At 68.9% G+C, this 26079-nt stretch carries 24 protein-coding genes and 2 pseudogenes; 15 read left to right on the top strand and 11 right to left on the bottom strand.

Annotated elements, in window-relative coordinates:
* Positions 1–568 precede the first annotated feature (568 nt).
* The 7 genes from ACFY29_RS26805 (at position 569) to ACFY29_RS26775 (ending at position 7767) form a co-directional block, all read left to right on the top strand.
* The gene (locus tag ACFY29_RS26805; RefSeq protein ID WP_386990599.1) at positions 569–1531 is read left to right on the top strand and encodes an LCP family protein; all 963 of its coding nucleotides are present in this window, start codon (positions 569–571) and stop codon (positions 1529–1531) included.
* 219 nt (positions 1532–1750) lie between these two features.
* Entirely contained in the window at positions 1751–2401 is a 651-nt protein-coding gene (locus ACFY29_RS26800) for a DedA family protein (protein ID WP_386990597.1), read from the top strand.
* Between the two features lie 387 nt (positions 2402–2788).
* A complete protein-coding gene (locus ACFY29_RS26795; RefSeq protein ID WP_328426488.1) occupies positions 2789–3487 on the top strand; it encodes a response regulator transcription factor in 699 nt (232 codons plus the stop codon).
* An 80-nt stretch (positions 3488–3567) separates the two neighbouring features.
* Positions 3568–4941: an ATP-binding protein gene (locus ACFY29_RS26790; protein WP_386990595.1), complete on the top strand. Its 1374-nt coding sequence runs from the start codon at positions 3568–3570 to the stop codon at positions 4939–4941.
* 50 nt (positions 4942–4991) lie between these two features.
* Positions 4992–6374 carry a ferric reductase-like transmembrane domain-containing protein gene (locus ACFY29_RS26785; RefSeq protein WP_386990593.1) on the top strand — a complete coding sequence of 461 codons (1383 nt, stop codon included), beginning with the start codon at positions 4992–4994 and terminating at the stop codon, positions 6372–6374.
* A gap of 107 nt (positions 6375–6481) precedes the next feature.
* A complete protein-coding gene (locus ACFY29_RS26780; protein WP_386990591.1) occupies positions 6482–6988 on the top strand; it encodes an FMN-binding protein in 507 nt (168 codons plus the stop codon).
* Positions 6985–7767: an FAD:protein FMN transferase gene (locus ACFY29_RS26775; RefSeq protein WP_386990589.1), complete on the top strand. Its 783-nt coding sequence runs from the start codon at positions 6985–6987 to the stop codon at positions 7765–7767. The genes ACFY29_RS26780 and ACFY29_RS26775 overlap by 4 nt, the downstream gene beginning before the upstream one ends.
* A 107-nt stretch (positions 7768–7874) precedes the next feature.
* Here the strand turns inward: ACFY29_RS26775 and ACFY29_RS26770 are convergent.
* The 3 genes and pseudogenes from ACFY29_RS26770 to ACFY29_RS26760 all read right to left on the bottom strand — a co-directional run.
* Positions 7875–8194, bottom strand: a pseudogene (locus ACFY29_RS26770) (transposase); the annotation flags it as partial.
* Positions 8195–8230: 36 nt separating this feature from the next.
* Entirely contained in the window at positions 8231–8398 is a 168-nt protein-coding gene (locus ACFY29_RS26765) for a hypothetical protein (RefSeq protein WP_386990587.1), read from the bottom strand.
* Positions 8399–8423: 25 nt separating this feature from the next.
* A complete protein-coding gene (locus ACFY29_RS26760) occupies positions 8424–8516 on the bottom strand; it encodes a LysR family transcriptional regulator (RefSeq protein ID WP_386990828.1) in 93 nt (30 codons plus the stop codon).
* Between the two features lie 565 nt (positions 8517–9081).
* On the opposite strand from ACFY29_RS26760, the gene ACFY29_RS26755 reads away from it, so the two are divergent.
* Together ACFY29_RS26755 and ACFY29_RS26750 are read left to right on the top strand one after the other, a co-directional pair.
* Positions 9082–10131: an LCP family protein gene (locus ACFY29_RS26755; protein WP_386990585.1), complete on the top strand. Its 1050-nt coding sequence runs from the start codon at positions 9082–9084 to the stop codon at positions 10129–10131.
* 135 nt (positions 10132–10266) lie between these two features.
* A complete protein-coding gene (locus ACFY29_RS26750) occupies positions 10267–11388 on the top strand; it encodes a PQQ-dependent sugar dehydrogenase (RefSeq protein WP_386990583.1) in 1122 nt (373 codons plus the stop codon).
* 287 nt (positions 11389–11675) lie between these two features.
* On the opposite strand, the gene ACFY29_RS26745 is transcribed toward ACFY29_RS26750, so the two are convergent.
* From ACFY29_RS26745 to ACFY29_RS26735, 3 genes are all read right to left on the bottom strand, one after another.
* Complete coding sequence (locus tag ACFY29_RS26745; RefSeq protein ID WP_386990581.1) at positions 11676–12617, bottom strand: low temperature requirement protein A; 942 nt, start codon at positions 12615–12617, stop codon at positions 11676–11678.
* 69 nt (positions 12618–12686) lie between these two features.
* Positions 12687–13142 carry a GNAT family N-acetyltransferase gene (locus ACFY29_RS26740; protein ID WP_386990579.1) on the bottom strand — a complete coding sequence of 152 codons (456 nt, stop codon included), beginning with the start codon at positions 13140–13142 and terminating at the stop codon, positions 12687–12689.
* A 152-nt stretch (positions 13143–13294) separates the two neighbouring features.
* Entirely contained in the window at positions 13295–13615 is a 321-nt protein-coding gene (locus tag ACFY29_RS26735) for a DUF4190 domain-containing protein (RefSeq protein WP_386990578.1), read from the bottom strand.
* 581 nt (positions 13616–14196) lie between these two features.
* On the opposite strand from ACFY29_RS26735, the pseudogene ACFY29_RS26730 reads away from it, so the two are divergent.
* The 3 genes and pseudogenes from ACFY29_RS26730 to ACFY29_RS26720 form a co-directional block, all read left to right on the top strand.
* A pseudogene (locus ACFY29_RS26730) lies at positions 14197–14307 on the top strand (transposase); the annotation flags it as partial.
* 176 nt (positions 14308–14483) lie between these two features.
* Positions 14484–15212, top strand: coding sequence for an LPXTG cell wall anchor domain-containing protein (locus tag ACFY29_RS26725; protein WP_386990576.1), 729 nt, complete (start codon positions 14484–14486; stop codon positions 15210–15212).
* A gap of 357 nt (positions 15213–15569) precedes the next feature.
* Positions 15570–16423, top strand: a protein-coding gene (locus ACFY29_RS26720; RefSeq protein WP_386990574.1) for an IS5 family transposase whose coding sequence is annotated in 2 segments (ribosomal slippage) — positions 15570–15960 and positions 15960–16423 — 855 coding nt in all. Because the reading frame shifts where the segments join, the coding sequence is not laid out codon by codon here.
* Between the two features lie 6 nt (positions 16424–16429).
* Here the strand turns inward: ACFY29_RS26720 and ACFY29_RS26715 are convergent.
* Together ACFY29_RS26715 and ACFY29_RS26710 are read right to left on the bottom strand one after the other, a co-directional pair.
* Positions 16430–17161: a putative quinol monooxygenase gene (locus ACFY29_RS26715; protein WP_386990572.1), complete on the bottom strand. Its 732-nt coding sequence runs from the start codon at positions 17159–17161 to the stop codon at positions 16430–16432.
* 128 nt (positions 17162–17289) lie between these two features.
* A complete protein-coding gene (locus ACFY29_RS26710) occupies positions 17290–17718 on the bottom strand; it encodes a zinc ribbon domain-containing protein (RefSeq protein WP_386990569.1) in 429 nt (142 codons plus the stop codon).
* Between ACFY29_RS26710 and ACFY29_RS26705 the strand changes: the two genes are divergently transcribed.
* Both ACFY29_RS26705 and ACFY29_RS26700 read left to right on the top strand, forming a co-directional pair.
* Positions 17717–18664 (top strand): NmrA/HSCARG family protein, encoded by a 948-nt coding sequence (locus tag ACFY29_RS26705; protein WP_386990567.1) that lies wholly within the window; start codon positions 17717–17719, stop codon positions 18662–18664. The two genes, ACFY29_RS26710 and ACFY29_RS26705, sit on opposite strands and share 2 nt — an antisense overlap.
* 90 nt (positions 18665–18754) lie before the next feature.
* Positions 18755–19831 carry an MBL fold metallo-hydrolase gene (locus ACFY29_RS26700; protein WP_386990565.1) on the top strand — a complete coding sequence of 359 codons (1077 nt, stop codon included), beginning with the start codon at positions 18755–18757 and terminating at the stop codon, positions 19829–19831.
* A 106-nt stretch (positions 19832–19937) separates the two neighbouring features.
* Here the strand turns inward: ACFY29_RS26700 and ACFY29_RS26695 are convergent, their stop codons facing one another.
* Positions 19938–20795: an oxidoreductase gene (locus ACFY29_RS26695; RefSeq protein WP_386990563.1), complete on the bottom strand. Its 858-nt coding sequence runs from the start codon at positions 20793–20795 to the stop codon at positions 19938–19940.
* Complete coding sequence (locus tag ACFY29_RS26690; protein WP_386990561.1) at positions 20792–21649, bottom strand: helix-turn-helix transcriptional regulator; 858 nt, start codon at positions 21647–21649, stop codon at positions 20792–20794. The genes ACFY29_RS26695 and ACFY29_RS26690 overlap by 4 nt, the downstream gene beginning before the upstream one ends.
* Positions 21650–21802: 153 nt before the next feature.
* Between ACFY29_RS26690 and ACFY29_RS26685 the strand changes: the two genes are divergently transcribed.
* Positions 21803–22516, top strand: coding sequence for an SDR family NAD(P)-dependent oxidoreductase (locus ACFY29_RS26685; protein ID WP_386990559.1), 714 nt, complete (start codon positions 21803–21805; stop codon positions 22514–22516).
* Positions 22517–22681: 165 nt separating this feature from the next.
* On the opposite strand, the gene ACFY29_RS26680 is transcribed toward ACFY29_RS26685, so the two are convergent.
* Positions 22682–25987 carry a S8 family serine peptidase gene (locus tag ACFY29_RS26680; RefSeq protein ID WP_386990557.1) on the bottom strand — a complete coding sequence of 1102 codons (3306 nt, stop codon included), beginning with the start codon at positions 25985–25987 and terminating at the stop codon, positions 22682–22684.
* Between the last annotated feature and the right edge of the window lie 92 nt (positions 25988–26079).

Below are 26079 nucleotides of genomic sequence, written 5' to 3'. Positions count from 1 at the left end.
GTGCTCGTTCATCATCGCGCTCCTCTCACTCGGACAGCCAGGCAAGAGTCACTGCCGTTCCTGTGCGGCACCTATGGGCGGGCCCTGAACCTCCTGAACAGGCGATCCGACCCCGGCGAGGAGGTGATCCGGGCCGCGACGAAGGCGGCGGCGACACGTCCGTCTCCGAGCCCAGAAGCGCGAGTGTCGCTGGCCCCGGCCCCGCCTCCGGGTCCGCTCGTTGTGCCGGCCGTCCGCTGGGCTCTCTCGGTCCGGTCGACGTGCAACCGTTTCTTGCGGATCACCCGGTCGAAGGCTGTGGTCGTCCGCCGGCGCTACCTTTGACGGCCCGGCGGCCGTCAAACTGCGCTCGGCCGGAAGGGCTGACCGAATTTGCCCAGGCTTTCGGTTGAGCAACGTCCGCGGTCAGCAGGGGTTCGGTTGAGATCTGCTGCGCGCTACAACAACTCTAAGCCGCCTCCCAGCTTTCCCCATTACGTTGGGTAACCATCGAACACCGGGTGGTTCCCCGCTGGGGCGTGAAGGGTTGGAGCGAGTGCAACGACGATTACGACGGATTCTGATCGCTGTGCTGGCGGCACTGCTGGTGCTCGGCGGTGGTGCGACGATCGCCATCGGGGCGTACGGGCGTTCGCTCGACGGCAACCTGGCGCGCACCGACGCCTTCGCCGGGCTTCCGGAGAGCGCCCGCCCCGCCCAGGCGGTCACCGGCGCGATGAACGTGCTGCTGCTCGGCAGCGACTCCCGCGACCCGGACAAGACCGCGGATTCCCGGACCGACACGATCATGGTGCTGCACCTCGATGCCGACCACCAGAAGGCGGAGGTCATCTCGATCCCCCGGGACACCTGGGTCTTCGTACCGAAGTCGGCCGACGGGCGGCACGGCAACACGATGGCGAAGATCAATTCCGCGTACGCCTGGGGCGGCACCCCGCTGACCGTGCAGACCGTGGAGTCCTTCACCGGCGTGCACATCGACCACGTGGCGCTGGTCGACTTCGCCGGCTTCGCGCAGGTGGTCAACGCCCTGGGCGGGGTCGACCTGACGATCGAGAAGACCATCACCTCGATCCACGAGCCGCACCGGACGTTCCAGAAGGGCGTCCGGCATCTGGACGGCGCGGCGGCGCTGGACTACGTGCGCCAGCGCTACCAGTTCAGCGACGGCGACTTCAGCCGGGAACGGCACCAGCGGGAGTTCCTGCAGGCGCTGCTCGATCGGGCGGCCAGCGTCGGCACGCTCTCGAACCCGGTCAAGCTCAACTCGTTCCTCCAGGCCGTCACGAAGTCGGTGACCGTGGACGAGGACTTCAACCTGGTCAACGTGGCGCTGGAACTGCGGGACCTGCGCAGCGACGACCTGACCTTCCTGGGCAGCCCCAGCGCGGGCACCGGGGTGAAGAGCGGCCAGAGCGTCGTCCTGTCGGACACCGCCAAGGCCAAGGCGCTCTACCAGGCGGTCGTGGACGACACGGTGCAGGAGCACCTGGGGGCCGCCGCGCCATCCCGACGCCCACCGCCAGCCTGACCCCTGGCTCCCCCTTTCCATGGCGCCACTGCCGCCGTCGGCAGCCGGAAACCGAGGGCTCCGTTTTCGCGAGTCCCCCGGCAGACGCCCGGCGGGCCACGTCAAGGGCACCTCATCACGGCTTTGGAGGATCAGCCGGTCACCTGGGCAATAGCCCGACGACGGGAGCTTGATCAACCGACGGCCGGCGCTTCCGGTTTGAGCGGATGGAGTAGCTGAATGAACGTCCTGGACCCGCAGTGGCTCATTTCCACCTTCGGCTTCGTCGGCATCCTCGCGATCGTGTTCGCCGAATCGGGACTGTTGCTTGGGTTCTTCCTGCCCGGCGACTCGCTGCTGTTCACCACCGGGCTGCTGGTCGCCGGCAGCCGTTACCTGCCGTATCCGCTGTGGCTGGTGTGCCTCCTCGTCGTGGTGGCGGCCATCGCCGGTGACCAGGTCGGCTACCTGTTCGGACGCCGCGTCGGACCGCGGCTGTTTCGACGCCCGAACTCCCGACTGTTCCGCCAGGAGAACCTGCACCGGGCGCAAGGCTTCTTCGACCGGTATGGGGCCCGCTCCATCATGCTGGCCCGGTTCGTGCCGATCGTGCGCACCTTCACTCCGATCGTCGCTGGCGCGAGCCGGATGCACTACCGCAGGTTCGTCGCCTACAACATCATCGGCGGCAGCCTCCGGGGAGCCGGGGTCACCGTGCTCGGCGCCCTTCTCGGTCAGGTCACGTTCGTCCGCTCCCACATCGAATTCATCCTCATCGGCATCGTGCTCGTCTCGGTCGTACCCATCGCCATCGAACTGCTGCGCGCCCGGCATCGCGCGCATGCCTCCGCACCCGGCGTGCGACCGGGGCCGGGCGGCCCCGGGCGCTGACCGGCCGCCGCTTCGCAGCGTCGATGACGCTGGTCGCGGTGCCGTGGATATCCGCGTTCCCCATGGTCATGATCCGCGCGCTGCTGGCTCCCTGTGCGGTCCGATTGACGAACCCGTGCGCCGGCGGACCGGCCGGCCTGGCGTGGGTTGCCGGCCGGGTAGTGAGCGGCTCCCGGAGCCCGCGTCGTCTGCTGGTCGTACGAGCGAGGCCGTCGGAGATTGCACCGCCCGCCCGCCCGCCCGCCCGCCCGCCCGCCCGCCCGGACGGCCGGACGGCCGAGTGCCGAGCCGGGCGAGCGATCGCCGCACACAGGCAACTCTCATCTGGTTCTCATCCTCGTGAGCTATGACGGCTACCAGGGCTTCTACGAGATGGCGGGGCTACTCGTGCGGATCTTGGTTGTGGATGACGATGCGGCGGTGCGTGATGCTCTGTCCCGTATGCTTCGATTCGACGGATATGAGGTTGGCCTGGCCGCAGATGGGGTGTCGGGCCTGCAGGAGGTACGTGACCGGGGACCGGACGCGGTGATCCTCGACGTCATGATGCCGCGCCGGGATGGTCTGGAGATGTGTCAGGCGCTGCGGGCCGACGGGAACCACGTACCGGTGTTGATGTTGACCGCTCGGGAGAGCGTCGGCGACCGGGTCGCCGGGCTCGACGCCGGAGCCGACGACTATCTGGTGAAACCGTTCGCGTCGCAGGAGTTGCTGGCTCGGATCCGCGCGCTGCTGCGCCGGTCGGCGGGCACCGACGCGAGCGCCGGCCGGGATGCGGGCCCACCGCTGCGGTATGGCGACCTGTGCCTGCACCCCCTCACCCGGGAGGTACGCCGGGGCGCTCGCGAGATCCAACTGACCCGTACCGAGTTCACGATCCTGGAGGTGTTCCTGCGGCACCCCCGTCAGGTGCTCACCCGCGCGGTGCTGTTCGAGCAGGTGTGGGGCTACGACTTCGGCGCCGCTTCCAACAGCCTGGACGTCTACATCGGCTATCTGCGACGGAAACTGGAGGCCGAGGGGGAGCCCCGGTTGCTGCAGACCGTGCGGGGCGTCGGCTACGCGCTGCGTACCGGGACGCAGTGAGTAGGCCGAGCCGGGGTCGGAAAGGCGGCCGCCGGGGCCGCCTGCGGTGGCGCCGGCTGTCTCTGCGGTCCCGCATTGCGGTGGCGTCCGCGACCGCGGTAGCGATCGCGGTGGTCGCGGTCTCCGCGGTCGTCTTCTTCGTGGTCGCCAGCCAGCTCCATCAGCAGCTGGACAGTCAGCTCGTGACGGACGCGCACGGGGTCGCCGAGCGGCCCGGACACCCGTGGAACGGCAGCGACGATCCGGACGGCGACCACGACGACGACATAGGTCCTCGGGCGCAGCTGCTCGACGACGGGGGCCGGCCGATCCTGGCGGCGGGCGGGCCCGCACCGCTGCCGGTCACCCCGGCGGCCCTGACCGTGGCGCACGGCACTCAGGGGAAGACCTTCGAGGAGATCCACATCGGTGGCCAGGAATACCGGATGCTCACCACCGCGGCCGAGCATGGCGGGACCGTGCAGGTCGCGATCAGTACGGCGGGGGTCGAGCACTCGCTCGCCCGGATCGGCTTGGCGCTCGTGCTGGTCAGCACCTGCGGGGTGGCGGCCGCCACCGCGCTCGGCTTCCTGGTGGCCAGGACCGGACTGGCGCCGGTACACCGGCTTACCGGGGCGGTGGAGCATGTCGCAGCGACCAACGACCTGAGCAGCCGGATCACCGTTGACGGCCGCGACGAGATCGCCCGGCTGGCGCAGGCCTTCAATGTCATGCTCGCTGCGTTGCAGTCCTCGCGGGCCGCGCAGCGGCTGCTGGTGGAGGACGCGGGTCACGAACTGCGGACCCCGCTGACCAGCCTGCGGGCCAACATCGAGCTACTCATCCGGGCAGACGGGCCGGCTGGGGCCGGCCGTACGCTGTCCGCGGAAGATCGTGCGGGGCTGCTGCGCGACTTGGACGCCCAGACGACCGACCTGACCCAGCTGGTGGGTGAGCTTGTGGAACTCGCCCGGGAAGACAGCGGTGCCGAGCCGGCGGAGCCGGTCGACCTGGCCGATCTGATCGGGTTATCGGTGCATCGGCTACGCCAGCGCTGGCCGCGGGTTGACTTCGCTACCGACCTGGCCGAGGTGACGGTCACCGGCCGGCCTGCGTCCCTGGAACGCATGGTCACCAACTTGCTCGACAACGCGGCCAAATGGAGCGCTGAGAGCGGACTGGTCCGGATCCGTCTGCGCCCGGTCACCGGTCTTCCGGGTACGGGCCAGCCCAGGACTCCGCCCTGGGCGGAGCTGACCGTTGCCGACTCCGGGCCCGGCATCGAGGAAGCGGACTTGCCCCGGATCTTCGAACGGTTCTACCGGGCCACCGCAGCCCGCGCCATGCCCGGTTCCGGGCTCGGTCTGGCGATCGTGGCCCAAGCTGTGGAGCTCCATGGCGGCACTGTGGCGGCGGGCCGGTCGGAGACCGGGGGCGCCCTGCTCACGGTACGTCTGCCGGCGTTCACAAGCTGACCACAGCGGCTCCTCATCGACTTCTTAGGTTCCGCCGTCAGGCTTGCGGCGTGATCGGTCGACACACGGCGGAACGGCTGCGGGAACCGGCCCGGTGGCGGGCGGACGCGGTAGGCGCCGAAGCAATCGCATCCCTGGTCGTGGTGCTCGCGCTGTGGCTGCACGGCACCGGACTGCAGGCACTGACCATGGGCGGCGTCGCGGCAACGTCGTCGCTGGGCCGATTGACCGGCCTGCTCGCCAGTGACCTGCTGCTGATCCAGGTCCTCCTGATGGCCCGGGTGCCTTGGGTGGAGCGCGCCTTCGGCCAGGACCGGCTGACTCGGTGGCACCGGTACACCGGGTTCAGCTCGTTCTGGTTGATGCTGGGGCACATCGTGCTGATCGTCGTCGGTTACGCCGGAACCGGCCAGACCAACGTGGTGTCCGAGTCCTGGCAGTTGACCACCACCTACCCTGGGATGCTGCTCGCGGTCGCCGGCACCGTTCTGTTGATCGCGGTGGTGGGCCTGTCCATCCGGGCGGCGCGGCGCAGGCTGCGCTACGAGTCCTGGCATCTCCTGCACCTGTACGCCTACCTGGGCGTCGGCCTGGCCCTGCCGCACCAACTCTGGACTGGGGCCGAATTCATCGGCTCGCCGGCCACCCGGGTCTACTGGTGGACCAGCTACCTGCTCTGTGCGGGCAGCGTGCTGGTGTTCCGCCTGGGCCTGCCGCTATGGCGCAGCCAGCGGCACCGGTTGCGGGTGCGGCAGGTCACCTGGGAGTCGCCCGGGGTCTTCTCGGTCCACATTTCCGGTCGCGACCTGCACCGGCTGCCGATCCGCGCAGGGCAGTTCCTCAACTGGCGTTTCCTCACCGGTAGGGGCTGGAGCCGGGCACACCCGTACTCGCTGTCCGCCCCAGCTGGGGGAGACCTGCTCCGGATCACCGTACGGGCCAGCGGCGACGACGCGGACCGCATCACCCGCGCCCGCCCCGGGACCCGTGTCCTCATCGAAGGCCCATACGGGCGCCTCACCAGCGCCGTACGCAGCCGGCCGCAGATCCTGCTGCTCGCCGCCGGAATCGGGATCACCCCGCTCCGCGCGCTGCTGGAGGATCTGCCGTACCAGCCCGGTGAGGCCGCCCTGGTGTACCGCGCCAACCGCGCGGACGACTTCGCCCTCCGCGCCGAGCTGGACGCCGTTGCCAGCCGCCGGGGCGCGTCGGTCCATTACCTCGCCGGTCCGGCGCTGGCCCGCGGGTCGTGGCTGCCCGCCGGGCTGGCGCACCTGTCCGACCAGGAGGCATTGCTGCGAATAGCGCCCGACGTGCGGGAGCGCGACGTCTACCTGTGCGGCCCGCCGCAGTGGATGGCCGCCGTACGGGCCGCATTGCGAGCGGCCCGCGTGCCTGCCAAGCAGATCCATTGCGAAGCATTCGCCTGGTGAGCCGGACGCCCGCCCGGTCAGATGCCCTGGGCCTCAAGGAAGGCGGGCCTGCGCCGAGGCAGACATTCATCCGGTGATGTTCGCCGGGCAGACGAGGAGAAAGTGGCATGAGGCGAATCACGCTCGCCCTGGTCAGCACCGTCGCCGTACTGGTGCTGCTATTCAGCTACCGGACCAGCACGTCCGGCATCCCCAACGGATCAGGTACCGCCCCACCTGGCATCGTCGGCCCGGCCGTACCGGCCGAGGCGCCGCCGACCGGTTCGAGTGGCACCGCGTCACCGGGCGGTGCCGCCCAAGGCGGTGCGGCCCCGGCTCGGCCCACCGACACGGTGACGGTCAATGGAAGCGTGGTCGACAACGGGTACGGCCCGGTCCAGGTGCGGCTGCAGATCACGGCGGGCCGGATCACCGACGTGACGACGCTGGCGTTGCCCGAGGACGGCCATTCGCGGCGGATCAACTCCTACGCGGTGCCGCAACTGCGCCAGGAGGTACTCAGCGCGCAGGACGTGCAGGTGGACACCGTCAGCGGCGCCACCGCCACCACCGACGCCTACCTCCAGTCGATCCAGGCCGCGTTGGATGCGGCGCACCTGGGCGGTGGATCGTGACGACGTCTGGCCTGGAAGCCACCGCTCGGCGGGCGTGGGTCGAGCAAATCATGGGCATGCCGATCTCGGTCCACGTACGAGCCGGGGCGGAAACACCGGGCATTGCCGCCGCAGTGGGCGCAGCGTTCGACGATTTGCGTGCGGTCGACCGGATGTTCAGCACGTACCGGCCGGACAGCCAGATCAGCGAACTGAACCGTGGTCTGCGGCGCCTCGCGGACTGCGACCAGCCCGTGCGCGAGGTGCTGGAACTGTGTGAGGAGGCCCGCTGGCGCACCGACGGCTACTTCGACGCGATGCTGCCCGGCGTCGACGGGCGCGTTCGATTCGACCCGTCCGGCCTGGTCAAGGGCTGGGCGGTGGAGCGGGCCGGCTGGTTGCTCGCCGACCGAGCGGTGGCCGACTTCAGCCTCAACGCTGGTGGGGACATCATCCTGCGGACCGGGCCGGGCCAGCCGGAGTGGCGGGTCGGAGTGGAGGACCCCGCCGACCCGCGCCGGCTGCTGGCCGTGCTGCCGGTACGCCGTGGCGCCGTCGCCACATCCGGTACCGGTCGCCGGGGGGCCCACATCCTCGACCCGCACACCGGCCGGCCGGTCAACGCCCTGGCCTCGGTGACCGTGATCGGTCCCTCCTTGACCTGGGCGGACGTCTACGCCACGGCTGCGATCGCCGGAGGTTCCCGCAGCCTGTCGTGGCTGCGGAGGCAGACGGGTTACCGGGCAATCGCAGTCGATGACACCGGCGAAACCGGGTCATCGACGTTAGTCCACCTTTGAAGGCAGTCGATGGGTGCGCCGGCGTCCTGAGAAGGTGGAGTTCACGACTAAACCTCGCCGGGCGCTGGCGATGCTGAAGGGGCGATTACCCCGGGGCCTTGGCCTGGATCACCGGCGACCGGGCGTAGCTGATGCCGGTCGGTGCGCACCATGTCGGCCAAGGCGTGCGCGTCACCGGCGTCGCTCTTGGCCCCCGAGACGGCGTGCCGTTCCCGATACCGGGCCACCTGCAGCGGGTTGATCGCATACACCTGGTAGCCGGCAGCGATCACGGCCTGCACCCACGGACCCCGGTCAGTCTCGATACCGACCACCACCTGCGCGGCTCATCGTTAGCGCCGACATGCTCGCCGATCAGCGCGTGCAGCCGAGCGAACCCCGCGATCCCTTCCTCAAGTTTCGCCTTGCCCAGCCGCCGGCCTGGCTGATGCCGTCGGGGAGTTGGCGGGTTCCGGCGGAAGTTCTACGACTTGCTTGACCGCTCGGGCTGACGCGTTGTTCGACCGCGCAGTAGTCCCTGCACCGCGGCGACCGCGCCCTTGGCGGCGGCAACGTTGGCGAGTGCGTGCCGCGCCTGGGTGAGCGGTGCCTGCCCTTCGTTGGTCAGCTCGACGCTGCGCGTGTTGCGCACGAGCAGGCTCTCGCCGGGCTCGCGCTCAAGGGAGCGGATCGACGCGGAATGGGCCGGACTGCGCTACGTGCATCCGCGCGGCGGCCCGCGTGAAGTGACGCTCCTCGGCGACCGCCACGAAGTACTCGAGCTGGCGTAGTTCCACGATTAATCACCAACGATGATTGCTCGGATCTGACTCTTCTGTTGGACAGCTAAACCGCTGTAGCGGAGGGTGGCACCAGTGACTTTCGCTGCGACGCCACCCGACGCCGCGGCCCGAACCCGAGGAACCACCATGACCCCCCTAGTCCCCTTCCTGATCAACGCCGGCTTAGCCGACCTGGCCCGCTCCGCGCTGCCCGACGCGCCGGTACGCCCCGACCCACCCAGGCGCCACTGGCGTCTACCGCGCCGGTGCGAGAGCGACGTGCATCGCCACGACCTTGACGGCAAGCCAGAACAGGAGACTGCGAGCCCCTCGCTCTCAGGTGACCGGTCCAAGGCTGTGGTCGCCCGTCGGCGCCACCGTTGGCTGCCCGTCGCCCGTCAACTTGGGGCAGGCCGGAGAGGCTGACCGAATTTGCCCAGGCTTTCCGTTGAGCAATGTCCGCGGTCAGCAGGGGTTCGGTGGTGATCTGCTGCGCGCCAGAACAACTCTAAGCCGCCTCCCAGCTTTCCCCATTACTTTGGGTGACCAGCTGATGGCCGGGGTGATCTCCCTGGTAGGGCGGGAGGGGTTGGAGCGGGTGCAAAGACGATCTCGACGGATTCTGATCGGCGTACTGGCGGCGCTGCTGACGCTCGGCGGCGGAGGCGGCGTCGCCGTCGGCGTCTACGGTCGTTCGCTCGACGGCAACCTCGCCCGCACCGACGCCTTCGCGGGTCTTCCGCAGGAGTCGCGCCCGACCCGGGCGGTCACCGGCGCCATGAACGTGCTCCTGCTCGGCAGCGACTCCCGTGACCCGGACAAGACGGCGGACTCCCGTACCGACGCGATCATGCTCCTACACCTCGATGCCGACCATCAGAAGGCGGAGGTCGTCTCGATTCCCCGGGACACCTGGGTCTTCGTCCCGCGCTCGCCGGACGGGCGGCACGGCGACACCATGGCGAAGATCAACGCGGCGTACGCCTGGGGCGGGACCCCGCTGACCGTGCAGACCGTCGAGTCCTTCACCGGCGTGCACATCGACCACGTGGCCCTGATCGACTTCGCCGGGTTCGCGCAGGTGGTCGACGCCCTGGGCGGGGTCGACATGGCTATCGAGAAGACCATCACGTCGATCCACGCTCCACACCGGACCTTCACGAAGGGCAGGCAGCACCTGGACGGCGTCGCGGCGCTGGACTACGTACGCCAGCGGTACCAATTCAGTGACGGCGACTTCAGCCGCGAACGACACCAGCGCGAGTTTCTTGAGGCCCTGCTCGACCGGGCAGCTGGCCTCGGCACCCTGTCGAACCCGGTGAAGCTCAACTCCTTCCTCCAGGCCGTGACGAAGTCGATGACGGTAGACCAGGACTTCAACCTGGTGGACGTCGCGATGGAGCTGCGGGACCTGCGCAGCGACAACCTCACCTTCCTGGGCAGCCCGAGCGCGGGCACCGGCATGAAGAGCGGTCAGAGCGTGGTGCTGGCGGACACCGCGAAGGCTAAGGCGCTTTACCAGGCGATCACCCACGACACCGTCCAGGAGTACCTAGGCACTGCGGCGCCATCCCCGACACCCACCGCCAACCTCAGCCCCTAGCTCCCCGTTCTCTAGGGCGCCAGCTGCCGCCGTCGCCGTCGGCAGCTGGAATCCGACCGCTCCTTGTTCGCTGGTCGCGGCAGACGCGCCGCGGGCCACGGAAGCGGCACCTCATCACGGCTTCGGAGGATCAGCATGACAGTCATTAGGGCAGGCAAACGGTGGCAACGGGTATGCGCGGCTCTATTGGTGTTGGGCGCCGTCGCCGGCTGTGGTGGCGTCGGCGACCGAGCTCACTCTCCAACGGCCACCGCCACCAGTATCGCGGCCAGCATTCGGTCCGGAACGCCGGATCTGGACGCCGGCGAAGAGATCGCGCAGGGCTTCGACGTCCCGTGGGGCCTGGCGTTCCTGCCAAACGGCGACGCCTTGATCGCCGAACGGAACACCGGCTTGGTGCTGCAGCTGACCCCCGGCGGCGGCGCGCCCCGGCAGGTCTACCAGGTGCCCGGTGTGGTGGCAGGCGGTGAGGGCGGCCTACTCGGCCTTGCCGTGTCGCCCCACTTCACCGGCGACAACCTGATTTACGCCTACTACACAGCCGAGCAGGACAATCGGATCGTCCGCTTCCACCTCGACGGCGGAGAGCCTGAGGTGATCTTCAGCGGTATCGCCAAGGGCGGGAACCATAACGGCGGACGCATCGCGTTCGGCCCCGACGGCATGCTGTACGTCGGCACCGGAGACGCCGGCGACACGGGCCGGTCGCAGGATCCGGCGAGCCCGAACGGCAAGATCCTGCGCCTGACACCCGACGGGACACCGGCGCCGGGAAACCCGACCGCCGGATCGCCTGTGTACAGCCTCGGGCACCGCAACGTGCAAGGTCTCGCCTGGGACTCCGACGGCCGGTTGTTCGCGGCCGAGTTGGGGCAGAACGAGCTTGACGAGGTCAACCGCATCGAGCCGGGACACAACTACGGCTGGCCCCAGGTGGAAGGGGACGGCGACAGCGACGGGGGGCGGTACACGAACCCGGTCGTCACCTGGCCAGTCAGCGACGCCTCGCCGTCGGGCATCGCGATTGCCGGAGATACGGCCTACGTGGCCGCACTGCGAGGCCAGCGGCTGTGGGCCATTCCCCTCAACGGCGACACGGCCGGTGATCCCTCCGCACAGCTGGTAGGACGCTACGGCCGCCTGCGGACAGTGCAGATCGCCCCGGACGGCGCGCTCTGGCTGACCACGTCCAACACCGACGGCCACAGCGACGTACGCGATGGCGACGACCGCATCCTGCGCTTTCCCGCACGCTAGCCAGACCGACGAGGGACGCCTGACCGGCCGACCCGGAGGGGCTACCGCCCGCGCAGAACCTAGGCAGACGCATATTGATGGGGGTGAAGGTCGGCGCGGACCAGCGATGGGAGCCAGACGCGCCGGCGGAAGTTCGACCGGCGGAGCCTGACTCGGCGGGCGTCGTCGGGGTGGAGCAGCTCGGTTGCTTCAGCGTCGGTCCAAACGCCCGGGTTGTCGGTGGCGAGGACGGCAAGGCCGCCGCAGTCGGATATGGGCGTGGCGGCCGTTGGGCTTGGGTCCGAAAGTCACCTGACCGCCGCAGCGGGCTCCCAGGTGAACAGCCGTTCGTAGCCGACGAGGGTGACGAGGACGGCGGTGAGCAGGCCTAGGGCAGCCAGCGCGGGCAGGTGTCGAGCGGCGGGCAGCAGCGCGAGGGTGACGCCGGTGGCGACGATCTGTGCTGGCGGGGTGTGCCCGACGGTGAGCCGGAGGAACAGGGCCCGCCCGGCGAGGTAGAGGACCACTCCGCCGTACAGCGCGATCGTCGACGGCCAGTGCAGCGGCGCCCCCGGGGGCGATCCGGGTTCGTTGTCGGCCACGTGGGTGAGGACCCGGTCGAGGCCCAGCGCGAGGTAGATGATCCCGGCGATCAGCAGGGCGTGGGTCAGGCTGTAGGCGTCAGCGGCGGTCACTGCTCGGCGTTCGCCGTGCCTTCTCGCCAGTGCTTGACTGGCGGCGGATGCGGCGTTTTCGAAGTAGAGCCACCACAGACACCCCGCCGCGGTGAGGCTGAGCAGCGCGGCGAGCAGGACCGGCCAGCGGGTGACCGCCGAGCCGGCGCCGGCGCCCACCGAGATGAGGGACTCGCCGAGCGCGATGATCAACACCAGGCCGTGCCGTTCGGCGAAGTAACTGGGCCTGCGCAACACAAATCCGCCGAACGCGGTGGCGGCCCGGCCACTAGCTGCTTCGACAACGAGCAGCGCCCCGACCCAGAGCACAGTCTGGGCGAGCCCGCCGAGCACCGCCCCAAGGATCAGCGGTATCGAGGCCACGGCGGCCGGGATGGCGAAGAGGAGTATCTGAACGCGCAGGCGCCGATTTCCGGCGGCTCCGTAGTAGTAGAGGGCGGTGTGCAGTGCCCGCACCACGATGTAGGCCGACGCCTCCGACGACTCGGTGATGGCCTCCCCGAAGCGGTCAGCCTGTCGTCCGAGGCCCCCTGGCCGACTGTCGGGGCCGATCAACCTCTTCACCGTAAGGTGACTGGGTTCCCCTTCGGACACTCATGATCAGGTTCCTCATGACTCGCCCGCCTAGAGATCCTTCGACATTTTGCGGCCGGTCTCTACGTAGCCGAGTTGCTCGTACAGGCTGCGGGCGCCGTGGTTGTGGGCGAAGACGTGCAGGCCGATGGTCGCGGCGCCGTTCGCTCGGCTCCAGCGCTCGGCGGCTTCCATGATGGCGCGGCCGTAGCCCTTACGGTGCTGGTCCTGCTCGACGGCGATGTCGTACACGAACGCGGCCGTGCCGGTGAGCTTCAGCCAGAGGAAGCCGACCCGGCGGTCGCCCTCGCAGGCGTACCAGAAGTGGTGCCCGGCCGTCCCGGCGCCGTCGGGGAGCAGCCTCGCGAAGGTCTCGGCGGCCTCCGCCGCCGCAGCCTCGGCCGGTACGCCGGAGCTGGTGACGCTCTGCGCGTAGTGCGCCTCCGCGTCCGCCTTCCAGGGTCCGAACAGTTCCTCGGTCATCGGTTCGAGCCGCACCTCCACCATGGCGCCAGCTTAGGTCCTGTTCGGAATGGGGGCCGGAGCGAGGCGACGCCGCAGCCCGTCTCCCATTCCGAAACAGGACCTAGGTGTTCTGCCCGGAGAGGTTGGGGATGCGGCTGGCGGGTGGGCCGCCGAGCAAGGCCAACGACTGGACGTCAGCCAGCTAGCTGCGACAGGGTCCGTGCGATAAGAGACGCGATCACGAGTCCGATTGCGCCAAGCGCGCACCCGGCGATCGCCAGGCCGCGGCCATGTTGCCCGTCTGTCTTGATCTTCTTTAGTGCCATCCCGCCTAGGACAACCGCACAACCGCTGACCAGCAGCGAGATCAGCAGGGGGTTCATGGTTGTGACTGGCAGCGGTATCAGCCCCATCGCGGCCGCGGCAATGACTAGCAGCGACACCAGACCCACCGCGCATGCCGCAACGGCGAGGTTGTTGCGCCCTTGCTGATTCTCAGAGAGCTGGCGCGTCATGGCATCTCCAGTCGTTCGAGCCACTCGGATGTGCTAGGCCTCAGCGCCGCGAAGCCCGCAACCGTGAGAATACAAAGGGGTGCCGCCATCTGCACTGCGTGCCGTCGTTCCTCGGCGAACAGCTACCAGCTGGACGCGCTGGAAGGCTCACCGACGGGGGCGCCACTTGCTCTGGTGCGAGGCAGGCAGCGGGCGATGTTTGATCTGTGCTGACATGCCCACTTTGCTCCGGCGACGTCGAGCCATGTGGGCCTGCCGTGATCCTGTTCCGGCGGGATAACGCATGGAGCTACATGTGGCAGCCGTTCGTGGAGGACCTCCGTACAAGCCGGCGTGATGTGCTGCGCGACGGAGAGCACCATGCTCGCGTACAGCGGTTCCGGCGGCGAAGCGAGCCGAGAAGGCGCCGTCCCGACTTAGAGTTCCTAACAAAACGATCTAGGTGGTGGGTCTTTCATCCCTTGTGGAGGGACTTGAGCAGCGACCGCTCGTCGTACAGGCGCGCCGGGCGGCGTCGCCGACGCCGTTCTTCACCGGCTGCGGCAGCGCCCGGCCGAAGCGGGACCGCCAGTAGGCGACGGATTCGCCGCCCCTCGGCCCGGTCGGACCAGCGCACGAAAGGCGAGGCGTAACTGCGTGGTCTGCTTCTGGACGGGCGGCGTAAGTCGATGCAGCCGATGGCAGAAGGTCTTGGTGTGGATCATCACGGGTTGCCGGTGCGACCCAGACCGCCGTGCCTGGCTTGATGAACAGCTTCTGCGCCGCGGTCTTGCTCATTGCGCAGTCTAGGACGTCCATCCCTTCTTGCTTTTCCGCCCACTGACGGTAATATCTCCATGTTTTGGCTTGCAACGGGGAGGAAGACCACATGCGATGGAAGGTCCCGGCCGGCGCCCTAATGGCGCTGGCCTTTCTGATTCCGGCGGCACCGGCGGTGGCTCAAGCCGAATCGCCCGGGCTGAACGAGGCCTGCCAAACGGTCGAGCGCAAGGTGTACAAGGATATCCGCGAGCTTGTCACCATCGACCTGGATACCGCCACCGATGTACAGGTGCGGGTGTTGGCCGCCCAGATCCTGGCCACGGCAAACGCCGACTCGTTGCCCGTTTTGCCTCGCGTAATACAGGAGCGGCTGAACGGCACCGCGGATGATCTCCGCGCATTCCTCAAGGCGGACGTGCAGAACGCCTGGTCAACGGATCTGCGGATCACGGTGGTCCGGACGTTGACGGGCGCTGGCGCCAACGTGAAGGCGGCCGCGCAAAAGGTGCTCGACGACGGGGCCATCGATGCCTACCTGGCTTACCTGAACAACGGCCTGTACGCCGCACGTGCGCTTGACTGCGCCTCTCAGCCCACACCGACACCGACGTCTCAGCCCACACCGACACCGAGCGCCACGCCCAGCGCCACGACGACCGTTGCACCGACCCCTACTACCTCCGCCAGCCTGGGCGCCCCCGGCGGCGAGGGCGGTGGGCTGGCCGTGACCGGTGCCGACACCGCGGCCGTGGCCGGCATTGGCGGTGCGCTTCTGCTCCTCGGCGGCGCGGGCTACCTGATCGGACGCCGACGCCGTTCCCGCTTCGTGGCATAGCTCACTCGACGCGCCCGGCTCGATGCTTCGTCGGGCCGGGCGCGATCAGCGCTGTGCTTGGCGAGGTTCGTCGCGGCCCGAAGGCGTGATGCCAGCTTCGGGAGCAAGCCGCAACGTATGTGTGCCAACGAGCCGGCGGCAATCCCCGTGCCGCCGAGGGCATCGTGATAATGATGGAAACGCTTTGGAACGCCCAACACTCGCGTCACGGTGGAGGACCGAACTCGCGACGCCAGAACCAGGACGAGGCAGAGGCCGCGGTCAACCTGGCGGTATTCCTGGTTCAGTGGCTCTCCACGGGTGTGCTGCGGAAGGCTTAGAACTCCTAACAGAATGATCTAGGGGCGTTCGTCCTTGATGGACGGTCGATTTGAGTGCTTGGGCGTGAGGAGGGGTGAGCAGCCGCCGTGGATCGTCTCGGACGAGTTGTGGGCCGAGATCTCGCCGTTGCTGCCACCTCGAGCACCACGTCGGCGTCGCTATCCCGGCCGTAAGCCGCTGGATGACCGCAAGGTGTTGTGCGGGATCTTGTTCGTGCTCTACACGGCAATCCCGTGCGAGCACTTGCCCCAGGAACTCGGGTTCGGGTCGGGGATGACCTGCTGGCGCAGGTTGCGGGACTGGAACGACGCCGGCGTGTGGCAGCAACTGCACGAAGTGCTGCTGGGCAAACTCCGCGCCGCCGGGCAACTGGACATGTCCCGGGCGGTGATCGACGGCTCCCACGTCCGGGCGCTCAAGGGCGGCCCAAAACCGGCCCGAGCCCGGTCGACCGCCGCAAGCCAGGCTCGAAACACCACGTCATCACCGACACAGGCGGCATCCCCCTCGCCGTCAGCCTGACCGGCGGCAACCGCCATGACATCACCCAACTGATGCCCCTGATCGACAAAGTCCCGCCGATCAAAGGGCATCCGCGGCAGAGCCCGGCAACGGCCGACCGGATCTACGCAGACCGCGGCTACGACTACGACATCTACCGCCGTGCGCTACGGACCCGAGGCATCACACCCGTCATCGCCCGACGCGGCGTCGACCACGGTTTAGGACTCGGTACCCGACGCTGGGTCGTCGAGCAGACCATCGCCCTGTTGCACTGGTTCCGCCGCCTGCGGGTGCGGTGGGAGATCCGCGACGACATCCACGAAGCCTTCCTCACCCTCGCCTGCGCCATCATCTGCTGGCGCCGACTCCAACACTCAAAGAGTTAGGACCTCTTAACGTCCTCCCTCCGATGCGGTCCGGCTCGTTACCGGGGGAGGCTGGCTGATCATCGCCATCATGTGCGCGGTCCACGGGACAACCAGTCGCCCGTCGATCTCGCCCCGCACATAGCGAAGAAAGTTCGGCGTGTTCATGTGCCTGGCGAGCGCATCCTGGTCAGTCCAGTTCTCGTAGAAGAACATCACCCGCGGGTCCTCCCGGGTCTGGTACAGGTCATAGTCGAGACAACCCGGTTCAGCCCGGGTCGGCTCCACCATCGCCAGGTGGGCCTGGCGTACCACGTCGACCGCACCCGGACTGATGGTGAAGAACGGGACGAGGGTCACTTGGGCGCTGGAGTTCGCGGTTGCCCGCGGACTGTCCGGTCTGGTGTCCGGGCTGGAAAGTAGCCGCGCGGAGCGCACCATGGGCGGAGCCACCAGCTCTGGCACAGTCTGCTCGCGCAGCAGAGTCCGTACGTGCGCGCTCGCCATGTGCTGATCGAGGGCAGACTGGTCCGCCCAGTTGGCCAGAAGGTAAAACGCCGCTGGATTGTTCTTCAGCCGATGCAGGTCGTAGCTGAGGTTCCCTGGATCGGCGCGCGAGGGCCCGACCAGGTGCAGTAGAGCGTCACACACGTCGGCTTCCCGGCCGGGCTTCGCGATGAATTGGGCGAGTACGGCGACCTGGTCGGGTGCCGGCGAGGGTGACGTCTCGTCCGCTCCGGCGGTTACGCTCGCATCCATCTGATCTCCTTGCCGGTGCTGTACTGCTGGCAGACTTCGCGTCGGGCCCGCGGCTTGTTCCCATTAGCCGAACGGGCAAACGACCGTTGGTCCCTGACTCAGGCTTCGGGGTCGGAACAGCGAAGACGCTATAGCCGATGCTCGCCCGGCTCACGGTCTGCTCCACGTCCTGTCACCGGCCCACTCCCGGTGGTGTTGACCTGCGTCGCGAGTGCGGCGAGGTTTCGGGCGGCGTTGACGGCTCGGTCGAGGGTCAGTGCGCAGGTGGTGAAGGTGTAGGTCCGCTCGGACAGGGCCAGCTTGGCTTTCATTCCGCCACAGCCTGAGCAGGTTTCGCCGCAGGTGGCCCCTGCGGCTGTCGACTGCCGACCACCGCCATTCCCGGCAATGCGGACATTCCTGCCGCTAGCCGTGCCCAGGCTGTACCTGGTTGGTCGTCCACCGGCACGCGACGCTGGACCCGTGGCGAGCTGACACAGCACACAGCTCCCCGTCGCCCGTGCGCTATCCCGCGCATGGGTTTCGCGCAAAGACCCCGACACGGGAGGAATTGGCATGTCCGAAACGAAAACCATCGCGGTGGTGGGCGCCACCGGCGCGCAGGGCGGTGGCCTGGCCAACGCCATCCTGGCGGATCCACGCGGTGAGTTCACGCTCCGGGCGCTGACCCGCCGGCCGGACTCCGATGCCGCCCGTGAGTTGGCCTCCCGTGGCGCGCAGGTGGTCGAGGCTGACCTCGACGACGAGTCGAGCCTGCGGCGCGCGTTCGTCGGCGCGTACGGCGCCTATGTGGTGACGAACTACTGGGAAGGCATGTCGGCGCAGACCGAGTTGGGCCACGCACGCAACGCGGCCCGGGCGGCGAAGCAGGCCGACCTGCGGCACGTGATCTGGTCAACGCTGGAGGACACCCGCGAACGACTCCCGGTCACCGATCCCCGGGTACCGGTGCTCGACGGCTCCTACACCGTGCCGCACTTCGACGCGAAGGCGGAGGCGGACCGGTACTTCCTCGACCTCGGTGTGCCGACGACGTTCCTGCGCACCACCTTCTATTGGGAGGCGTTTCTGCAAGGGTTCGGGCCGCTCCGCGACGAGTCCGGACAGCTGGTGCTCACGCTGCCGATGGGTAACAGCGCGTTGGCCGGGATCGCCGCCGAGGACATTGGCCGCACCGCGCTCGGCATCTTCGCCGCCGGCGAGGACTACCTCGGCGCGACGGTCAGCATCGCCGGCGAGCACCTGACCGGCGCGCAGATCGCGGCCGTGTTCGCCGACGTATTGGGCGAGCCGGTGGCCTACCGGCCGCTGACCCACGACCAGTTCCGAGCTCTCGGCATCCCCGCCGCGGCGGAGATCGGAAACATGTTCCAGTACTACACCGAGGCCGCCGGCACCTTCACCGGCGCCCGCGACCTGACCGTGGTGCGCGCGCTGCACCCCGGACTGCGCACATTCCACCAGTGGCTGCTCGAACACAAGGACGCCGTCAGCGTCGACTAGCCAGCGGACCCCGTCCACCGCAGGCCGTCCGCTATGGACGGCTCGCGGTGGCCTCGCGAAGCTCAGACCATCACGTACCAAGGAGTCACTGTGACACCAACCAATACCGACCGGTCCGGTACGAGCCGGCGGTCGTTGCTCGCCCGCGGCGCGGCGCTCGCGGCGGCGCCGTCGATCGGCGCCATCATGGCCGCGGTGGCGGGACCGTCGCCGGCCGAGGCCGACTCGGCCCTGCAGGACTACGCGCCCGTACCCCCGTCGGCGCTCGGACCCGCCCTCAACAGTCAGGGTTACTACGTCGGACGGGTGGAGCGGAACCTGTACTGGGTCACCGATGGCACCTACCAGTCCGCGTTCCTGACCACCCGCGACGGCGTCGTGCTGTTCGACGCGCCGCCGACCATCGGCCACAACCTCCGGCGGGCCGTGGACGAGATCGCCGCCGCCAACGGCGTCAGCAACAGGGTGACGCACCTGGTGTACTCCCACCACCATGCCGACCATATCGGCGCGTCGGCGTTGTTCGGCAAGCATGTCGTGCGCGTCGGCCACGCGGAGACCCGCCGGCTGCTGCTGCAGTACAACGACCCGGCCCGACCCGCCCCCGATGTCACCTTCCAGGACCGTCGCACCCTGCGCGTTGGCGGGGAACGCGTCGAGTTGGCCTGGCGCGGCTCTAACCACGCGCCAGACAACATCTACATCCACCTGCCGGACCACGACACCCTCATGCTCGTCGACATCGCGTTGCCCGGTTGGGTACCCATCTACAACCTCAACCTCAGCGCCGACATACCCGGATTCATCGCCGCCCCCACCACCGCCCTTTCCTACCCCTGGAAGCACTACATCGGCGGCCACCTGGGCCGGCTCGGCACTCGCGCCGACCTCGGCCTGCACCAGCAGTACGTGACCGACATCGTCGACAACGTGAAGACCGCGCTCGCCACGGTCGATCCGACGCCATACTTCGTGAAGTACGGCCCGAACCCGTGGGCCGCGGTGAAGACCTACCTGGACGCGGTCACCGACCAGGCCGCCGCCCCCGTCATCGCGAAATACACCGGGGTGCTGGCTGCGGCCGACGTTTTCACCACGAGCAGCACCCTGACCATCCTCGAATCCGTCCGTCTCGACCTCGGCTTCGGATCCCAGATCCATCCCTGAACTGTGCCCGCCGCAACGCCGCTCTCCCCGGGCGCCGGCCAGCCGCCGGCTCCCGGGGTCGCGGGACACCGGGGCCTTCGGCGGTAGGTCCCAGCCGCCCGGCCGCTCAGGCGAACGCCGAGTCGAGCTGGTTCGTGGCGTCCCGGTCCAGCTCGATGCGATCCACCGCGAGGTTCTCCCGCAGGTGCCGCAGCGAGGCGGTGCCCGGTATCAGCAGGACGTTCGGGGACAGGGCGAGCAGCCATGCCAGCGCGATCTGCGCCGGCGTGGCCTGGTGCCGGCGGGCGAGGCGGTTCACCGCCGGGTTGTTGAAGATGGCCTCGCGCCGATCTCGCGGCCAGCCCAGCGGAACGTAGGGCACGAACGCGATGCCGCGCCGCGCGCACTCCTGCAGCACCGGCATCGAAGCGCGGTCGAGCAAGCTGAACGAGTTCTGTACGCACACGATCTCGGCGACCGCGAGCGCCCGCCGCAGGTGGGCGAGCGAGACATTGCTGAGACCGATTCCGGCGATCAGACCTTCGTCTCGAGCCGTGACCATCGCGGCCAGTTGGGCATCGAACCGGCCGTCTGGAGGTGAGTCGTCCATCAGCCTGAGGTTGACCGCGGCAAGGCGGTCGACCCGCAGCGTCCGGAGGTTGTCCTCGATGCCCCTGCGCAGTTCGTCGGGCTCGTCGTAGGGCAGTACCGCACCCGCGTCGTCCCGCCGGGCCCCCACCTTGCTGACAATCGCCAGCCCGTCCGGGTACGGGTGCAACGCCTCCCGGATCAGCTCATTGACGACCCGGGGTCCGTAGTACTCGGCGGTGTCGATGTGGTTCACACCGATCTCCACTGCGGTCCTGAGTACGGCGATGGCATCGTCACTGCTGGCCGGTGGGCCGAACACACCGGGCCCGGTCAGTTGCATGGCGCCGTACCCGACTCGCGCGACCGGGAACGGCCCCAGCCGGAACGTCGTCACTCGGTGTCCACGGCAACGCTCATGTCCTGGGTGCCGACCACCGACAGCAGGCGCAGTGCGTCATGGGAGGGGCTGCCCCGCTGAGCGGTTAAGCAGACGAGGTACTGGTCGCGCATGGGCACGGCGAGCGTGTCGCAGTTCAGCTCAAGGGTGCCCACCATCGGGTGGTGCATCGTCTTGCGGTGGTGGTGTCCGGTCTCCACATGGTGGACGTCCCACAGCTGCGCGAACTCGGCGCTGCCCCGGTACAGCGTGTCGACCATTGCGTGGATCTGCGGGTCGGTCGGGTACCGGCCAGCGGCCGCTCGCAACTGGCCCACCGCCAGCCTGCCGAACTCTCCCGCGCCGCTCATCCCGTAGTGCCGCGCGGCGGGGTCGGGGTGCAGGAAGTGGCGGTAGATGAGGTTGCGGCGGGCCGGTGGAACCGCGGAGAAGTCCTCGAACAGGGCCGCGGCCAGGCCGTTCCACGCGATTACGTCGTAGCGGGCGTTGACCACGAACGCCGCGACGTCCGTCATGTGCTCCAGCAGGTTCAACACGGTCGCCGGGACGTCGGAGCGGGGTCCGGCCGCCGATTCCGGTGCGACACCGGCAAGGTCGAACAAATGGTCGCGTTCGTCCGCGCTCAGGCGCAGAGCCCGGGCCAGCTCGCCGAGCACCCGCCGGGACGGGCTGGACCCGCGGGCCTGTTCCAGCCGCGTGTAGTACTCGACCGAGATGTGCGCGAGCCGGGCGACCTCCTCCCGGCGCAGCCCCGGGGTCCGGCGCACGGTGCCGGCCGGCAGGCCGACGTCCTGCGGTCGCGTTCGCTCCCGCTTGCTGCGCAGGAACTCGCCAAGCTCGGTACGGTCCATGGCCGCAAGTATCGCCCGCGCTCGCCCAGCTGCCAGGTACGAACGGTACCTGGATGAACCAGACAGTCGGCCGTACACGACCCAAAGGTGCCCGCCGAGACTGGTATTGGCTGGGCCTGTCGCCCGGCCCACCCCGCCGGGCAGCCTCGAGCCATGGCTCACCACAGCAAGATCGCGCTCGTCACCGGGGCAAACAAGGGCGTCGGCCGGCACATCGCCCGGCAGCTGGCACAGGCAGGGGTCAGCGTGCTGGCCGGCTCCCGCGACACCTCGCGCGGCCAGCGCACGGTCGACGAACTGCGCGCCGAAGGGCTCGACGTGCAGCTGCTCCAGCTGGACGTCACCGACGCCGCCTCCGTCGCGGCTGCCGCCGCGCATGTCACGGCGTTGGACATCCTCGTCAACAACGCCGGCATCAGCAGCGGCTACGACACCCCGTCCCGGACGTCGCCGGAGGACCTGCGCCGCACCTACGAGACGAACGTGTTCGGCGTCGTCGCCGTCATCAACGCCTTCCTGCCCGTGCTGCTGCGTTCCCCGTCACCGCGGATCGTCAACGTGTCCAGCGAGGTCGGCTCCCTCACCCTGATGAGGAACCGGATACCGATCAACGTCGGCGCGTACCAGTCGTCGAAGGCCGCGCTGAACGCGCTGACCATCCTCTACGCCAAGGAACTCCGCGACACACCCGTGAAGATCAACGCAGTCACACCTGGGTACGTCGCGACCGACCTCTACGGGGGCAGGCCGACGCCCGGTGCTGGTGACCCCGCCCGCGGCGCGGCCGTCGCCGTACGGTTCGCGCTGCTCGACGACAACGGTCCCAGCGGCGAGTTCCACGACGCGAACGGCAACCTGCCCTGGTGACCGGCACCCCATTGCGACGACGGTGACTCGGGCCGGAGTTCGCGCTTATCCGCGGATGGTTCGGCCGGGCACCTGCCGGCGCCCTGACGTCGCGGTGCTGTGGGGGCTGTGCGCAGGAGCCCATCCCCGAGAGATCGGGGATGGGCTCCTGCGTCGTGCGGTGATTCAGTTGACCGTGCCGATGGAGACGGCGCCGCGGCCGACGACCGCGCCCTCGGTGGTGACGACGGCCAGCTCGCCGAACAGCTCACGCCCGGCGCCCGGGGCGGACTGGGCGGTCACCGTACCGGTGAGGGTGGCGGTAGCGCCGTTGGGCAGGGCGAGCGGGGTGCTCGGGGTGGCCAGAGCGCCCAGCGACGGAGCCGAGAACGAGTCCCGGTAGTCGTAGGCGGTGCTGGTCCCCGGCCCGTCCACGGCATACCCGTCGACGACGACCCGGTACGTGCCCGCTGGCGGGTTCGCGACGGTGACAGCTTCCTCGGAGTCACCGTCGGCCGCCTGGCCGACCTGGACATCGCCGCGGAACACCGTCAGGTCCAGATCCGCGCCCAGATTGGCGGTGTTGCCGATCCGAGCCGTGAAGCTGGTGGCACCCTCCGGAACGTCCAGCAGGTACTCCTGCTGGGCGCCCTCGGCGATGGTCGGCCGCTCGGCGTGCACGCTCGACAGCGGACCACCCTGACCGGTCACCGCGACCGGGCCGAAGGTGTTGGTCAGCGTCCAGTTCGCCGAGGTCGGCTCACCGGCGGTGACCGACGGCAGCTCGATCACGGACGGCTCGACCTGCACGCCCTGCACCCGCGCCTGAAGCTGGAACGGGTTGTTCAGCGCCGGTGAGGTCCGCCGCGACTCCACCTCGATCTCCCAAATCCCAGCAATCGGGTTCTGGTAGTCCCGCTCCTGCGGCTTGCAGGCGGCAGCGTCGGAGAAGTTGGTGTAGCAGGCGGTGCTCGCCGTGCTCTCCACCGGCACGCCGTACGGGTTGATGGCGATGAACCGGGTCTGCGACCCGGTGGCGATGCCCGACAGGTTCACCTGCAGCGCCCCCGCGCCGGCCGGCACGGTGACGAAGTACGAGGTGAAGCCGTTGCGCGCCACCGATCCCTCAGCGGAGAACGAGTAGCCGGGCTTGGTGACATCGTTCCCGGCCACCACGACGGCGGAGACCTCGAAGTCGATCACGGAGGTCTTCGGGTCGTCCACGGTCAGGATCGTGCCGTGCGCGCCGGTGGACTTCGGCTTGGCGGTGACCGGGATCGTCACGGCCTTATTGAGCGGAAGCGCAACCGTCTTGGGTGCGGTGAAGGTGCCGTCGTTGCCGCGCAGGGCCAGCTTGTGGCTGACCGTGCCGGCTGGGCCGCTGGTCCGGGTGACCTTGACCTGGTACGTCCGGTTCTGGCCGACCTTCTGCCCGCCCTCGGCAGAGGTGCAGCGGTTGTAGACGCCAGCGCCGCGGTTCGGGTTCGGAACGAACCTGCTCAGGTCGCGGTCGTAGCGGGTGAGGTTCTCCGACAGCTCGGTGCAGACCGGAGCGTCGGAGACGTACGAGCGGGTTTCGACGTTCTTGCTGAGCAGCTTCCACGCGCCCGGCACGTTGAACATGCCGTAGCCCTGCGCGTACGTGGCGACCGCGGCGATTGGCTTGGCAGAGGTGTAAATGGCCCGGCGCAGCGCGGCCGGAGTGACACCCTTGTCGGTTGCTTTCGCGGCGGAGAGCAGTAGCGCGGCGGCGCCGGTAGCCTGCGGGGAGGCCATCGAGGTGCCGTTGAGCATCTGGTAGCCCGGCGGCAGCGGATAACCGGCCTCGGGCACCGGGTTGCCCGGCTGCCAGGTCGGCGCGGTGGAGATCGCCGATCCCGGGGCGGTGATGTTCGGCTTGAAGCCCCCGTCCTCACGCGGGCCGCGGGAGGAGAAGTTGAACAGCGCATTCTTGGTGCGCACCACCGAGCCGTAGTTGGCCAGCCAGGTGTCGCTGCTGATGTTCGCCGCCACGCTGACGACGTTCTCGGCGACCGACGGGTCGCCGACGGTGTTCAGGCCTGGACCGGAGTTGCCGGCCGAGATGAACATCTGCACGCCGTACGTAGTGATCAGGTCGTTGTAGAGCTGCGCGCGGGCGTTCGAGCCGTCGTTCAGCGTCGGCAGGCCACCGATGGACATGTTGACCACGTCCACGTGACGGTTGATGACCAGGTCGGCCATGCCGGTGGTCAGCGCCGCGGCGGTGCAGCCGCCACCCCACGAGCAGGCCCGGGATGACACCAGCTTGGCGCCGGGAGCCGCGCCGTCGAACGCGCTGTTGCCGAGCATGTCGTTGGCGGCGGTGATGCCCGCGACGTGGGTGCCGTGGGTGGACTCGATGATCCCGATGTTGACGTAGTCCGCGGTGCCGGGAATGCCCAGCGGGCTGGTATCGACGTCCTCGCGGTACTCGACGACGAAGGGCATCTGGTCCCGCACCGCGGTGGCCGGGTTGTCGATGCCGAAGTGCCCGACGTCGAAGCGTTCCCGGTACGGGCGCATGGCCGTCTCGTCGGTGAAGCTGTTGTCCTGGTCGACGTCGACCCAGATGTCGTGGGTCACCGGGTTGTAGAGGACGCCCCACGCGTCGGTGGCATCACCGTCGCGGTTGACGTCACCCGCGGGGTCACTGGCAGCGGTGATGTTCTCCCGGAACAGGTTGAACTTGTAGGTCCCCGCCGACGCGGTCCAGGTCGCGCCGCCGGTGGTGAACGAGGGGCCGGTCACCTCGGTGGCCATCCGCCGCCAGGTGCCGTCGTTCTCGGTCACCGGGTCCGTCGCGGTGACCCAGTCGACGATCTTCCGCTCACCGGTCGTGGTCTTCTGCAGCGCCGGCTGGTCCAGGTCCACACCGGAGTCCATGATGCCGATGGTCACACCGCGGCCGTCCCACTGCGGGTGGGCGGCCTTGAAGGACTCGGCGCCGGTCTCGTTGGTCGGCATGTACGGGTTCACCGCACCGGTGCCTGTTCCGGGTCCGCTCAGCGTGGCGCCCTGCACGGCGGCCTTCGCCCCGGAGGGTGCGGTGCCGGCGGTTGGGTCCGGAAGCTGGATCGTCTCGTCCAGGTCGACCGCGGCGACACCCGGCAGCGTGGCCGCCCTGAGCACCTTCGCCGTCGGCACCGTCGCCAGGACGTAGCCGATCTGGTCGAAGCGCCGGTTGACGGCGCCGCCGAGAGCCTTGACGCCGTCGGCGACGTCGGTCGTCTCGCCCTTCTCGGCGGCCACGATCAGGGTCACCGTCGGCGCGTGCTTCGCCTCAGCCTGGGCGAGGAGCTTGGCGTCGTGCGAGCCCAACGCCTCGGCGGGGGTGGCCTGCGGGGCGTCGGGTGCGGATGGGGCAGCGCTCGCGGTGGCGGCACCACCCGTCACGGTCATGGCACCGGCGGCCAGGACCGATGCGAAGAGCGCAGCGGAGGTACGCCTGCTCAGGTTGCGGGGTTTACTCACGTTCTCTTTCCTCCAGAGAACAGGGCCCTGTTGGTGCAGGGCACGCGTGAGCGAATCCTTCGTGGTGTTGGTAGTCAATGTCGATACGTGGA

The organism is Micromonospora sp. NPDC000668, from assembly GCF_042897975.1.
In the GTDB taxonomy this organism is placed as follows: Bacteria; Actinomycetota; Actinomycetes; order Mycobacteriales; family Micromonosporaceae; genus Micromonospora.
Note: the sequence above shows the minus strand (reverse complement) of the source record. Positions and strands in the feature narration are given on the sequence as shown.

What these genes read in the sequence shown, in the direction of transcription:
- ACFY29_RS26800 (WP_386990597.1), top strand. Translation starts at nt 1,751, where the DNA reads ATGAACGTCCTGGACCCGCAGTGGCTCATTTCCACCTTCGGCTTCGTC.
- ACFY29_RS26780 (WP_386990591.1), top strand. Translation starts at nt 6,482, where the DNA reads ATGAGGCGAATCACGCTCGCCCTGGTCAGCACCGTCGCCGTACTGGTG.
- ACFY29_RS26755 (WP_386990585.1), top strand. Translation starts at nt 9,082, where the DNA reads ATGGCCGGGGTGATCTCCCTGGTAGGGCGGGAGGGGTTGGAGCGGGTG.
- ACFY29_RS26750 (WP_386990583.1), top strand. Translation starts at nt 10,267, where the DNA reads ATGACAGTCATTAGGGCAGGCAAACGGTGGCAACGGGTATGCGCGGCT.
- ACFY29_RS26740 (WP_386990579.1), bottom strand. Translation starts at nt 13,142, where the DNA reads ATGGTGGAGGTGCGGCTCGAACCGATGACCGAGGAACTGTTCGGACCC.
- ACFY29_RS26735 (WP_386990578.1), bottom strand. Translation starts at nt 13,615, where the DNA reads ATGACGCGCCAGCTCTCTGAGAATCAGCAAGGGCGCAACAACCTCGCC.
- ACFY29_RS26725 (WP_386990576.1), top strand. Translation starts at nt 14,484, where the DNA reads ATGCGATGGAAGGTCCCGGCCGGCGCCCTAATGGCGCTGGCCTTTCTG.
- ACFY29_RS26715 (WP_386990572.1), bottom strand. Translation starts at nt 17,161, where the DNA reads ATGGATGCGAGCGTAACCGCCGGAGCGGACGAGACGTCACCCTCGCCG.
- ACFY29_RS26705 (WP_386990567.1), top strand. Translation starts at nt 17,717, where the DNA reads ATGTCCGAAACGAAAACCATCGCGGTGGTGGGCGCCACCGGCGCGCAG.
- ACFY29_RS26710 (WP_386990569.1), bottom strand. Translation starts at nt 17,718, where the DNA reads ATGCCAATTCCTCCCGTGTCGGGGTCTTTGCGCGAAACCCATGCGCGG.
- ACFY29_RS26690 (WP_386990561.1), bottom strand. Translation starts at nt 21,649, where the DNA reads ATGGACCGTACCGAGCTTGGCGAGTTCCTGCGCAGCAAGCGGGAGCGA.
- ACFY29_RS26685 (WP_386990559.1), top strand. Translation starts at nt 21,803, where the DNA reads ATGGCTCACCACAGCAAGATCGCGCTCGTCACCGGGGCAAACAAGGGC.